The organism is Methylobacterium phyllostachyos (assembly GCF_900103445.1).
Classification (GTDB): domain Bacteria; phylum Pseudomonadota; class Alphaproteobacteria; order Rhizobiales; family Beijerinckiaceae; genus Methylobacterium; species Methylobacterium phyllostachyos.
Window position 1 is genome coordinate 207,842 of sequence record NZ_FNHS01000005.1, and the last position, 12,388, is coordinate 220,229.

General features: G+C 73.5%; 9 protein-coding genes, 1 tRNA gene and 1 pseudogene. 8 read left to right on the forward strand and 3 right to left on the reverse strand.

Features of this window, described 5'->3' with window-relative positions; genetic code table 11:
- Positions 1 to 104 precede the first annotated feature (104 nt).
- Together BLQ49_RS09930 and BLQ49_RS09935 are read right to left on the reverse strand one after the other, a co-directional pair.
- Positions 105 to 1,424: a sensor histidine kinase gene (locus BLQ49_RS09930; protein WP_091715457.1), complete on the reverse strand. Its 1,320-nt coding sequence runs from the start codon at positions 1,422 to 1,424 to the stop codon at positions 105 to 107.
- The gene (locus tag BLQ49_RS09935; protein ID WP_091715459.1) at positions 1,424 to 2,089 is read right to left on the reverse strand and encodes a response regulator transcription factor; all 666 of its coding nucleotides are present in this window, start codon (positions 2,087 to 2,089) and stop codon (positions 1,424 to 1,426) included. Before BLQ49_RS09935 ends, BLQ49_RS09930 begins: the two co-directional genes overlap by 1 nt.
- Before the next feature lie 271 nt (positions 2,090 to 2,360).
- Between BLQ49_RS09935 and BLQ49_RS09940 the strand changes: the two genes are divergently transcribed.
- The 8 genes and pseudogenes from BLQ49_RS09940 to BLQ49_RS09980 all read left to right on the forward strand — a co-directional run bounded on the left by BLQ49_RS09940 (position 2,361) and on the right by BLQ49_RS09980 (position 11,812).
- Positions 2,361 to 3,041, forward strand: a complete 681-nt coding sequence (locus BLQ49_RS09940) for a DNA-binding protein (protein ID WP_091715461.1) — start codon at positions 2,361 to 2,363, stop codon at positions 3,039 to 3,041.
- An 89-nt stretch (positions 3,042 to 3,130) separates the two neighbouring features.
- Entirely contained in the window at positions 3,131 to 3,430 is a 300-nt protein-coding gene (locus tag BLQ49_RS09945; protein WP_091715708.1) for a hypothetical protein, read from the forward strand.
- Between the two features lie 179 nt (positions 3,431 to 3,609).
- Positions 3,610 to 5,361 carry an ABC transporter ATP-binding protein gene (locus tag BLQ49_RS09950; protein WP_091715462.1) on the forward strand — a complete coding sequence of 584 codons (1,752 nt, stop codon included), beginning with the start codon at positions 3,610 to 3,612 and terminating at the stop codon, positions 5,359 to 5,361.
- Positions 5,362 to 5,428: 67 nt separating this feature from the next.
- Positions 5,429 to 6,304 carry an aldose 1-epimerase family protein gene (locus BLQ49_RS09955; RefSeq protein WP_091715464.1) on the forward strand — a complete coding sequence of 292 codons (876 nt, stop codon included), beginning with the start codon at positions 5,429 to 5,431 and terminating at the stop codon, positions 6,302 to 6,304.
- Positions 6,305 to 6,306: 2 nt separating this feature from the next.
- A pseudogene (locus BLQ49_RS09960) lies at positions 6,307 to 7,002 on the forward strand (uroporphyrinogen-III synthase); the annotation flags it as partial.
- 2,441 nt (positions 7,003 to 9,443) lie between these two features.
- Entirely contained in the window at positions 9,444 to 10,973 is a 1,530-nt protein-coding gene (locus BLQ49_RS09970) for a heme biosynthesis protein HemY (protein WP_091715465.1), read from the forward strand.
- Between the two features lie 235 nt (positions 10,974 to 11,208).
- Positions 11,209 to 11,643, forward strand: coding sequence for an NUDIX hydrolase (locus tag BLQ49_RS09975; protein WP_091715467.1), 435 nt, complete (start codon positions 11,209 to 11,211; stop codon positions 11,641 to 11,643).
- A 94-nt stretch (positions 11,644 to 11,737) separates the two neighbouring features.
- Positions 11,738 to 11,812 (forward strand) — tRNA-Thr (locus BLQ49_RS09980).
- 250 nt (positions 11,813 to 12,062) lie between these two features.
- Here the strand turns inward: BLQ49_RS09980 and BLQ49_RS09985 are convergent.
- Positions 12,063 to 12,314: a hypothetical protein gene (locus BLQ49_RS09985; protein ID WP_244507528.1), complete on the reverse strand. Its 252-nt coding sequence runs from the start codon at positions 12,312 to 12,314 to the stop codon at positions 12,063 to 12,065.
- Positions 12,315 to 12,388: the final 74 nt, after the last annotated feature.

The following is a 12,388-nucleotide window of genomic DNA, read 5'->3' on the forward strand; positions in this document are numbered from 1 at the left end:
CGGGTCGTCAGGGCGGAGCCCGACATCGAGCGAAGCTCGACATCAGGGCTTTGCCCTGCACCCACGAAAGGTCCCGGACCTTTCGAAACCAGGACCTTCTCGGGTCAGGCCGGGAGACGCAGCTCCGAGCGCAGGCCGCCGAGATCCGAACGGTCCAGGCTCAAGCCCCCGCCGTAGAGTTCGGCGAGCTCCAGCGTGATCGGCAGGCCGAACCCATGCCCCGGCACGCCCTCGTCGAGGCGGCGTCCCCGCGCCATGACGGCGGCGGCGGCTTCCGGGTCGAGGCCGGGCCCGTCATCCTCGACCCGCACCCGCACCGCGCCATCCTCCGTGGCCGCCGAGACCCGCACCCGCCCCCGGCACCAGCGGCAGGCATTGTCCACGAGGTTACCCAGCATCTCGTCGAGGTCCTGGCCCTCGCACGACACCACGAGGCCGTCCGGCACGGCCACCACGATCGCCACGCCCTTCTCGGCATAGAGCCGCGTGAGCGCGTCGCGCAGGTCCGTGAGCCGCGGCGCCAGGGGCGTTCGGGTCCGGGCCGCGCCTTCGAGCGCCGCCGCCCGGGCCCGGCGCAGGTGGTGGCGGACCCGGCGGTCCATGTCCTCCACCTGCCGGCGGAGGTCTCCGTCTGGGTCTCGGGCTGCGAGCGCCATCGACAGGGTGGCGAGGGGCGTCTTCAGGGCGTGGGCGAGGTTGGCGACGTGGCCCCGGGCCCGCTCCAGGTTCCGGGCGTTCTGGTCGAGGAGCGCGTTGAGTTCGGCCACCACGGGCGCGATTTCGGCGGGCTGCTCGGCCGGAACCCGCTCCTGCGTCCCGGCCCGGACCGCGGCGAGGTCGACCCGCAGGCGCCGCAGCGGCGCGAGGCCGAGCCGCACCTGGAAGGCCAGCCCGGCCAGCAGGCACAGGCCAAGGATTCCCAACGCCAAAGCGAGGCTGGTCAGGGCCTCGCGCAGCGGCCCGTACAGCTCGCCCTCCGGGGCCGCCACCACGATCGTGGCGGGCGTTGGTCCCGGTACGGTGAGGACACGCGCATAGAGCGGCTGGCCCCGGGGGCCGGTGCCCCAGGCCGGGTGCGGGGGGCCGGGATCGTCCTCCGGCCCGGGATCGCTCAGGCGGATGTCACCGCCGCGCAGGGAGCCCGAGCGGATCGTCTCGGACCCGCGCCGCACGATCCAGGCCCAGCCGGGGCCCGGCCTGTCGTAGGGCGGCGCGTCGAGGGTCTCCGGCAGGATCCCGGCCTCCAGCCCGGCCCGGAGGGCGACGATCTGCGCGTCGAGCCGCCCGTCGAGCTGCCCGCGCACGAACCGGTGCAGGATCACCCCGATGGCGAGGCCCGCCACCACCAGGGCCGCCAGGACCAGCACCAGGGCGGCGCCGAGCAGCCGGGTGCGCAGCGAGCGGCGCGGCGTGCCGTCTGCCATCAGGCGGGATCCGCGTGCAGGCGGTAGCCGTGGCCGCGCACGCTCTCGATCCGCGCCGGCGCGATCTTCCGGCGCAGGCGGGTGATGATCACCTCGACCGAGTTCGAATCGACGTCGGCGTCGCCCTCGTAGACCCGCTCGATCAGGTGCAGGCGCGGCACCACGGTCTCGCGGTTCAGCATCAGGCAGGACAGGACCCGCCATTCGAGGCCGGTGAGCTTGAGCGGCAGCCCGTCCTGCTCGAAGGCGCCGAGCCCGGGGTCGAAGCTCAGGGGGCCGCAGGTGATCCGGCTGGCGCCCCCACCCTGCGACCGCCGCACCAGGGCGCGCAGGCGGATCACCAGCTCCTCCACCCGGACCGGCTTGACGAGGTAGTCGTCCGCCCCCGCCTTGAAGGCCGCGACCTTGTCGCTCCAGCCGTCGCGCGCCGTGAGGACCAGCACCGGCAGGGTCCGCCCGGCGCCGCGCCACGCCCGCAGGACCGAGACGCCGTCGCCCTTCGGCAGGCCGAGATCGAGCACGACGGCGTCGTAGCCTTCGGTCTCGCCGAGATGCTGGGCATCCTCGCCGGTGGCGGCATGATCGAGGACGAAGTTCTCCGCCCGCAGCACCTTGGCCACCTCGGCGGCGAGCGCCGCATCGTCCTCCACCAGCAGGATCTTCACCCGTCCACCCTCCGCTGCCCGTCGCCTGAAGCCGCGTCCGGGCAAGCATTTAGGGCCGGCTCCTCGCGTTGCCCGCCGATTCGCATGCGGGGTCGGCTTCGCTTCAACCGCCGCGGCCAAGTGCTTGATGCCACGAACGCTTCCGCGCCGGACCGCTCTAGGCGGCCGGGTTTAACCGGGGCTGAACCGGGCGGTTCAGTCCGGATTGCCGGGGGCTCCTTACGAAGGGGCATCGGGTCGAACGGACCCGGACCTTTCGAAGGACCAAACCATGACCGACGACAAGACCATCGACGGCACCGCGCGGGAAATCCCCGGCCCCGCCAAGCCGGCGCACCAGGCGATCCCCCGGCGGACCTGGGTCGTGGGCGCGCTGGCAGCCCCCCTGGCGATGGGCGCCCTGGGCCTCTCCCTGGCGCAGGGCACGACCTTCCAGCCGACGCCGGTGGAGCCGGTGGCGATCCAGGCGCTCGCGCCCTCCGGGGCGACCGCCATCAAGGGCACGGTGGCCGAGATTTTCGGCAACAAGTTCGTGGTCCAGGACCCGACCGGCCGTGCCCTAGTCGAGACCGGCCCCGCGGGCGAGGACGGCAAGCTCGTCGCCAAGGGCGAGGCGGTCACGGTGCAGGGTCGGTTCGAGACGGGCTTCCTGCACGCCAGCGTCCTCACCCACGGCGACGGGCGCAAGATCCTGCTCGGGCCGGCGGGCGGCCCGCCCATGGGGAGCCTCGACTGGGCCAAGGACCGGATCGGCCTGGGGCCGCAGCCCGACCTCCCGGCGCTGACGGCCTCCGTGCAGGCAGCCGGCTACAGCGACGTGCGCATCACCGGCCGCGGCCCGCGCCACCTCGACGTCGCCGCCAAGGACCGGGACGGGCGCGAGCACCAGCTGCATGTCGGCTTCGACGGGCAGGTCCGGGAGCAGCCGGCGCCGCCGCGGCCGCCGGTGTGAGCCTGCGCCGGGCGGGGGGCATGCAACCCTTCCCGCCCTGCCGCGTCCTCCTGTCTCTCAGCCAGCAGGAGACACGTGCCGTGGAGCCGATGAAACCGATGAAGCCCATGGAACCCATGAAGCCGATGGAGCCGATGAAGGGCATGGAGCCCTGGTGGCCGAAGGATCTCGGCGATCCCGCGACCAGCGGCGCGCAGAACGGGATGAAATATGCCGTCTTCCCCGACAAGCACCGTCTGCTGATCGAGCGCGACGGGCAGGTCTCGACCTACGACAGCGGCGACCACAGGATCGGCGGCGTGTCGCAGGCGGACGGGTCGTCGAAGTCGCTGACCTTCTCCAGCCAGAACGGCGACGTGGATCTCGGCTCGCTCAAGAAGCTCGATTAGAGCGCTCTCCGCCGAAGTGGACACCGGTTCGGCGTAAGAGAGCGCCAAAACAACGCCCTGGACCCGTGCCCGATCACTTTGCGATCGGGCACGGGTCCAAGCCCGCCGTGGACAGGCCGGGTCGGCGCCCTTAAGCCCGGCCCGGCCATGCGAGCCGCCCGACCAAAGCCCCCGACGCCATGCGCGCGCTGATCGACCTCGTCCGCGTCATGCGGGCGCCCGATCGGCGGCGGCTGGCCCTGATCGCGCTGGGCCTCGCCGTAGCGGCGCTGCTGGAGGTGGTGGGCGTCGCCGCCGTGATCCCGTTCCTGACGCTGGTGGGCGACCCCTCGGCCGCGACCCGCGTCCCCTACCTGGCCCAGGCGCGGGCCTTCCTCGGCCTCGCCGACGAGCGCAGCTTCCTGCTGGTCACCGGCGGCGCGGCTTTGGTTGCGATCCTCGTCACTGCCCTGGTCAATGCCGGGCTGACCTACGCGCAGCTTCGGTTCACGCATCTGGCCGGCTACGGCTTCAGCCGGCGGCTGCTGTTCCGCTACCTCGACCGGGAGCGGCTGTTCTTCACGCAGGCCAACAGCGCCGAGCTCGCCAAGAACGTGCTGTCCGAGACCGACCGGCTCGTGGTCGGCGCCCTGACGCCCGCCACGGTTCTGGCCTCGCGGGCGAGTTCGGCGCTGGCGGTGATCGCCTTCCTGCTGGCCTACGCGCCGCAACTCGCGCTGATCCTCGGCGGTGGCTTCGGCGGCCTCTATGTCGGGATCTACCTCGTGATGCGCGCCCGCCTCGCCCGGCTCGGCGCCCGTACGGTGGCCGACAACGAGGCCCGCTTCCGGATCGTGCAGGAGACGTTCGGGGCACTCACCGAGCTGAAGCTCTACGGCCGGGCCGAGGCCTTCGCGGCCCGGTTCGACGCCCCGGCGCGCGCCTACGCCACCGCCACCGCGGCGAGCCTGCTTACCGGCCAGATGCCGCGCTTCGTCATCGAGGCGCTGGCGTTCGGCGGGGTGATCGTGGTGGTGCTCTTCGCCCTGGCGCAGGGGCTCGATGTCGCCGGGATCCTGCCGCTGCTGGGGCTGTTCGCCTTCGCGGGCTACCGGATGCTGCCGGCCTTCCAGAACATCTTCACCTCGGTGGCGCTGATGCGCTTCACCCTGCCGGCGGTGCGGGTGATCGTGGACGAACTCGCGCACGAGCGCCCCCCCCTGCCCCGCACGACGGAGCGCCTGCCGTTCACGCAAGCGATCCGCCTGGAGGGGATCGGCTTCAATTACGGCACCGGCCAGCCGGCGCTGGCGGGGATCGATCTCACGATCCCGGTCAACACCACGATCGGCCTCGCCGGGCGGACCGGCTCGGGCAAGTCGACGCTCGCCGGCCTCATCCTCGGGGTGCTGAGCCCCGGCACAGGGCGGATCACCGTGGACGGCCGCGTCCTCGATCCCGGCACCCTCCCCGCGTGGCAGAACCGCATCGGCTACGTGCCGCAGGACGTTTTTCTGGTGGACGGCACGGTGGCGGAGAACATCGCGCTCGGTGTCGATGGGCCGGATCGCGCCGCCGTCGAGCGGGCGGCGCGGCTCGCGGGCGCGCATGACTTCATCGCCGCCCTGCCGCAGGGCTACGACGCACGGGTCGGCGAGCGCGGGGCGCGGCTTTCGGGCGGCCAGCGCCAGCGCCTCGGCATCGCCCGGGCGCTCTATCACGACCCCGACGTGATCGTGTTCGACGAGGCGACCTCGGCCCTCGACGAGGAGACGCAGGCCGCGGTGATGCGGGCGCTGCGGGCGCTCTCGGGCCGGCGGACGCTGATCCTGATCGCCCACCGCCTGTCGACCCTGGAGGGCGCGGACGCGGTCCACGTGCTGGAGGCGGGCCGGCTGGTCGCCTCCGGGCCGCCCGGGGCGGTGCTGCCGGGATTGGGCTCGGCGGCGTGAGGCAGCCCCTTGCGTCCCGCCCGGCCTCCGTTACCTCGGCTTTCCGAACCAGGACCGGGAGACGACCGTGAGCACGCGCATCGAGCTGACAGCAGCGGACGGCACCACGGCCACGCTCGCCACAAACGGCGCCGAGCCGGTCTCCTGGCGGGTCAAGGGGGCCGAGTACCTCTGGAGCGGCGACCCGGCCCATTGGAACCGTCATGCCCCCTGGCTCTTCCCGGTGGTCGGCGCCTCGGCGGGCGGGCGGGTAAAGGTTGGGTCCGAAAGCTACCCGATGGGCCAGCACGGCTTCGCCCGGGACCTGCCCTTCACGGTGGTGGAGCAGAGCGCCGAGGCGGTGACCCTGCGCCTCACCGACGGGCCCGAGACCCGGGCGCATTACCCCTTCACCTTCCAGCTCGACGTCACCGCCCGGGTGCGCCCGGCGGGCCTCGACTTCGACGTGACCGTGACCAATCCGGGCGACACGCCCCTGCCCTACGCGCTCGGGTTCCACCCGGCCTTCCCGTGGCCCTTCGCGGGCGGCGCGCGGGCGAAGGAGGGCGGTTACGCGGTCGTCTTCGACCATCCCGAGCGGCCCTTCGCCCCGCAGGTCGGCCCCGGCGGTCTGCTGCTGCGCGCCGAGCAGCCGATCCCGCTCTCCGGCGACACCCTGCCCCTCGACCCGGCGATCTTCACCGAGGCCTTCGTGTTCCGGAACGCGGGCAGCCGTTCGATGCGCTTCACCGGGCCCGGCAAGACGATCCGCATGGAGATGGCGGATTTCCCGCATCTCGCCGTCTGGACGAAACCCACGGCGCCGTTCCTCTCGCTCGAATGCTGGACCGGCTACGCCGACTGGGCCGATTTTTCCGGTGACCTGACCGAGCGGGATTCGCAGCGCCTGCTCCCGCCGGGGGCGGAGGCGCGCCACGGTGTCCGCCTGACCCTGGAAGGCTGACGTTGCGCGTCTGGGTGGCGCGGCCGGAGCCCGGCGCGACGCGCACCGGCGCGGCGCTGGCGGCGCTCGGCCACGCGCCGCTGGTGGCGCCGGTCCTCGCGGTGCGCCCAACCGGCGCGCGCCCGCCCGGCGGTCCGTTCGACGCGCTGCTGCTCACCAGCGCCAACGCGGTGCCGGCCCTGCGGCACATCCCGGCCCTACCGGTCTTCGCGGTCGGCGCCCGCACGGCCGCCCTGGCGACGGAGGCGGGGCTCGGGCCGGTCCACGAGGGGCCGGGCGATGCGGCCGGTCTCGCCGCCCTCGTGCGTGGATTCCTGCCGCCTGGGGCGCGCCTCCTCCACGCGGCCGGGGCCGAGCGCAAGCCCGAGCCCGCGGCGACGCTGACGGCGGCCGGTTTCCAGGTCACGACCTGCGTGGCCTACGCGGCGGAGGCCCTGCCGACCCTGCCCGGTCCGGTCGATCGTGCGCTCGCCGACGGAAACCTCGACGCCGTCCTGCATTACTCCCGTCGCAGCGCCGCAATCGCCCTCGCGCTGGCGGAAGACATCGGCCACGGCGGAGCTTTCCGCCGCCTGAGGCATTACTGCCTGTCGGCGGATGTCGCCGCACCCCTGGAAGCGGCGGGTGTTCCGGTCCATTTCGTCGCGGCGCGTCCGCGGGAAGCGGACCTGCTGGACGCCCTTGCGCCTCCGCCCGGCCCGGCGTGCGGTGACAGGGAGGCCGGGCCGCCGCATCTCGCCCTCGCGCCCGGGGCCGCGGCGGTGCTAGGGGGGCGCGGCGACGCCGAAGAGTTGGAGGACTTGCCCGTGACGCCACCACCCAGCGACGCCGACAAGTCCGGATCCGGCGGCCGCAAGCCCGATTCCGCGCCCGCCAAGGCCGGGCAGCTGAATCCGTCCGGAGCCGAGGCCCGGCCCGGTGCGTCCGCGGGCGGCGCGACCGGAGGCGTGAAGCCGGGCCCGTCCGGACCGGCCGCGAGCGGTCCCCAGCCCGTCGGTGCGCCGCCCAAGCCGGCGACCGAGCCGGTCGTCGCCGCCAAGCCTGGGACGAACGACGCCAAGCCATCCTCTGGGCCCTCATCCGGTCCGGCCGCGCAGCCGAGTGCCGCCAAGCCCGATGCCTTGAAGGCCGAAGCTGTCGGGACGGTCCCGCCCAAGGATGCGTCCGGCAAGCCCGAGGCCGGCAAGCCTGAAACAGCCAAGTCGGATCCGCCGAAACCGGGATCCGCCCCGGCGGCGGACGCCGCGAAGATGGCGGCCGCATCCGCCTCACCCACGGCCCCGACCGCCTCGGCGACGGGCGCCGCGGCCGGGAAGCCGGATGCCGCGCGGGCCGAGCCGCCGAAGCCCGGCCAGCCGGGCGCGGGTCCGCAATCGGGTGCCGGGCCGCAGGGCGGTCCGCGTCCGGGCGGATCCCCCACGGGCGCCGCGGGCGCGGTGAGCGCCGGTACGGTCACGTCCGGGCCGATCCTCGACATGAAGGCCAAGCGCATCCCTGATCCGCCCACCGGCAAGGAGCCGGGCCAAGGGGCGCAGGCGCGCAGCCAGACGGGCGGCAAGGAGCCGCCGAAGGATCCTCCCAAGGAAACCGCGAGGGGGCCGATTCCGGGCGTCGCCGCCGGCACGACCGCCGCCGCGCCGGCGTCCCGGGCGCGGGCCGGCTTCGGCTCCCTGGCGGCTGCGGGCTTGCTCGGCGGCGTGATCGGCGCGGGTCTCCTGTTCGGAGCCGAGACGGCCGGGATCGGCCCCGATCCGCGCCTGAACGCGCTCGATCAAAAACTCTCCGGGCAGATCGCGGCCCTGAGCGGTCGTCTCGACGGGCTCGCGCCCCGGGATGCGCTGGCGGCCCTCGACAAGCGGATCGGCACGGCCGAATCCACCGCCAAGCAGGCCCTCGACAAGGCGGGAAGCGCCCCCGCGCCGGACGGCTCCGCCTCCGGGCCGGCGCCGGCCGTGCCGGCCGACCTGACGGCGCGCCTCGACAGCCTCGACCAGCGCGTGGCTGCGCTCCAGGAGGAGCCGGGCCGCGACCAGCCCGCTGAAGCCAAGCTCAACGCGGTCCAGGATAACGGCAAGCAGATCGCCGACCTCGAATCCCGCCTGAAGGCCCTGGAGGCGAAGGGGGGCGACGCGGACGCCGTCCAGAAACTCACCGCGCTGCAGAGCGAGGTGGATCAGAAGACGCAGGCGAATGCCGCGGCCGATGCGGCTTTGGGCCAGCGCCTCGATGCGCTTCAGCAGAGCCTCGATGCGCGGGTCAAGGCCGCCACCGAGGCGGTCCAGGCGGCCACGCAGGCGAGCCGCACCGCCGCCGAGGCCGGTCAGACTCAGGCCGCGGAAGCCGCCAAGGCGGTCGACCGGCGGCTTCAGGAGCAGGCCGACAGGATCGCCGCCCTGGACAAGAGCGTGTCGCAGCGCGCCGAGACCACCACGGTCCAGGCGGCCCTGCGCGTGGTCGTCGCGGACCGTGTGGCTTCGGCCCTGGAATCCGGAACGGCCTACGCCGAGCCGCTGGCGACCCTGCGCAAGCTGGATCCTGCCACCGAGGCCCAGGCCAAGGCGCTTGCGCCCTTCGCCGACAAGGGGGCACCGACGGCGGCGCAACTTGCCGCCGACTTCCGCCCGATCGCCGAGCGGATCGCCGCCAAGCGGCAGGCACAGCAGGCCAAGGCGAAGGCCGGGAGCGGCGATTTCCGGGCGAAGCTCCTGAGCATGGCCGATGGCCTCGTGCAGGTGCGCAAGGCCGACGCGCCGGCTCCGGAGGCCGTCGACCAGCCGGAGGGTAAGGTCCAGGCGGCGCTCGATCGCGGCGATCTGACGGGGGCGGAGGCGGCCTTTGCGGCCTTGCCGGCCGAGGCCCGGGACGAGGCCGGCGACTTCGGCGCCACGCTCAAGGCCCGTGCGGAGGCCGAGGCGGCGGCGCGGACGATCATCGGAAACACCCTCCAGGCCTTGCCGACCGGCGCGGGCTCGGCGACGCCCGCCTCCGCTCCGGCTGCATCGCCCAGCCGCTAGGACCGTGACGGCATCGAGCCGCGCCCCGCGCGGCCGCAACTCCTCCGGGCGGGCGTGCAGGCGCCCCGCCCCTCCCGCACCCAGCGACCGTCGCCGCGCGGCCGTCGACAGGAGACACTGAACCCATGTGGCGCGCCCTCGCCTTCCTGGCCCTGCTCGCACTCGCCGCCTTCGGGGCGGTCTGGATCGCCGACAGGCCCGGCACCGTCACCATCGTGTGGAACGGCTACCAGATCGGCACCAGCCTCGCCGTCGCCCTCGTCGGCGTGATCGCCGCGGCCATCGTCCTGGGCCTGCTCTGGGCGATCGTGCGCGGCGTGATCGGCCTGCCCGAGGCCCTGGTCCGCGGCTCCGCCGAGCGGCGCCGGACCAAGGGCCTCTCGGCCCTGTCCCGCGGCATGGTGGCGGTGGGCTCGGGCGATCCGTTGGCGGCCCGCCGCTATGCTGGCGATGCCGAGCGGCTGCTGGGCACCGAACCGCTGACCCTCCTGCTCAAGGCGCAGGCCGCCCAGATCTCCGGTGATCGGGACGCGGCCGAGAGCGCCTTCCAGCGCATGGTCGACGATCCCGAAACCCGGGTGCTGGGCCTGCGCGGCCTGTTCGTGGAGGCCCGCCGCCGGGAGGACGAGACCGCCGCCCGCGCCTACGCCACGGAGGCCGCCCGCCTCGCTCCGAGCGTCACCTGGGCCAACGAGGCCCTGCTGGAGGCCCAGAGCGCCGACGGCGACTGGGGCGCGGCCCTTGAGACCATCGAGCGGCGTTCGTCGCTCGGGCTGATCGACAAGGCCACTGCGCGGCGTCAGCGCGCCGTGCTGCTGACCGCGATCGCGGGCGAGCGCGAGGCCGGCGAGCCGGAGGTCGCCACCGAGCGCGCCCTCCAAGCCGTCAAGCTGGCACCGGATCTCGTCCCGGCCGCCTGCATCGCCGGGCGGCTGCTCGCCCGCCGCGGCGATTTCCGGAAGGCGGCCCGCATCGTCGAGGCGGCCTGGAAGGCCAATCCCCACCCCGACCTCGCCAAGGTCTATCTCGGCCTGCGCACCGGCGACTCGGTGCGCGACCGCCTCGCCCGGGCCGAGGTCCTGGCGAAGCTGTCGGTCTGGGATCCCGAGTCGCGGCTCGCCCTGGGCCAGGCGGCCCTCGACGCCCGGGATTACAAGCGGGCCCGGGAGGCCGTGAAGCCGCTGCTCACCGAGCGTCCGACCGCGCGCGCCTGCCTGATGATGGCCGCCATCGAGGAGGCCGAGCACGGCACCGCCTCGGGCCAGGCCCGCGAATGGCTCGCCCGGGCCGCCCGCGCTCCGCGGGACCGGGTCTGGATCGCCGACGGCATCGCCTCCGAGGTCTGGGCTCCGGTGTCGCCGGTCAGCGGCCGTCTCGACGCCTTCACGTGGCAGGAACCGCCGAACACCATTGCGGCCCCGGTGGAGCCGGAGGCCGTCTCGGATGCCCCCGCCTCGCCCGTCCTGGTTCCGGCTGCACCGAAGGCGGCCGCCCCGGCGCCGGCGTCCGTCTCCGCCCCGGTCGTGCCCCCCGTTGCCCCGCCACCGGCTGGCGGTGCCAAGGGCTCCGGGCCGGATCCGGTCTCGGCCGGGATGGCGGCAGCCGCGCTGCCGGCCGCCAAGCCCGTGGATCGCGCGGTGCTCAAGACTGGTTGACCACGCGTCCGTCGCGGTTTCTGCGGCGCGGCGCGGTTCGTGATATGATGTATCTCCCGGCCGCGGATCTGATCCCGCGGCGCTCGGTTCGTCCTTAGACTGGTGTTGAGCCATCGCCTTGTGGCTTGCGCCGCCGCAGATCCGAGGATCCGATCATCCGCCACCCCCTGCCCGCCACGGACACGCCGCCGGTTCGACCCGAGATGCGGCCGGCTTCGCGCCGCGCGGTGCGGCCGTGACGAGTCTCGATGAGGATGGCGAGCCGCGGCGTCAGGTCGGCGCGCTCCCGTTCCGGTTTGGGCGGGTCGGCAAGCCCAAGATCCTGCTGGTGACGTCCCGGGAGAGCCGGCGCTGGGTGATCCCGAAGGGCTGGCCGATGAAGGGCCGCAAGCCGTTCGAGGCTGCCGCCCGGGAAGCCTACGAGGAGGCCGGGCTGCGTGGGGTGATCGGCAAGCGGCCGATCGGGCATTATCTCTATCAGAAGCGGCTCAAAAACCTCGACGCCGTCCTATGCCAGGTGAAGGTGTTCCCGCTCCAGGTGCGCAAGCAGCTCAAGCACTTTCCCGAGGAAGATCAACGGGATCTGCGCTGGTTCTCGCCCGCGGATGCCGCCGAGGCGGTCTCCGAACCGGGCCTGGCCGCACTCATCCGGGCCGCCTGCCGTTGGTAAAACGTTGGGATGCGGCGTTGCCAACGTGGCAGCGATCCGCTATGGCCCCACTCGGCCGGACGGACACGCCCCCGCGGGGGCGCCCCGGTCACCGGCTGCGGTAGCTCAGTGGTAGAGCACTTCATTGGTAATGAAGAGGTCGAGAGTTCAATCCTCTCTCGCAGCACCATACATCCCAAGCTTTTAGCGCTGTAATCGAGACTGGCTCAAAGGTTCGAACGAACCTGTGGTGCGTCCGTGCCTGTGCTCGGGCGTGAGCCTGCCGGCGCGTCCGCGGTAGCCGCACGCGGAGGCCCCTGGATGACGCCGGAATCCCGGACGCCCGTTTCTCCCTGAGCTTCACAGCGAGAAGGCCCCGGTGACGAACCGAGGCCTTCAGAACTCCAGGACGCGGTGGCTCGAGGGGTTGGCTGCGGCGCTCAGTACGAGCGCGAGGTCGTCGTCGTGGTCGCCGGGCCCGTGGAGGTCGGCACCGTGTTGGTCGTCGTCGCCCGGTTGGCGCGGTGATGGCCGATGGCGCAGCCGGCCGCGGCACCCGCCACGCCGTGACCGACCATGTGGCCGGCAAGGCCGCCGACGACGGCACCCTTCAGGCAGCCCTTGGCCTCCGCCTGGCCGACGCCCGCAAGGGCCGTGAGAGCGAGGACGGAAGCGATCGTCAGAGCACGCATGGCGTTTCTCCCAGGATTGGAATGCGCTCTGAAACGTCGTTCGCCCGCACGGCGTTCCGCATCCGCCGTCGGGC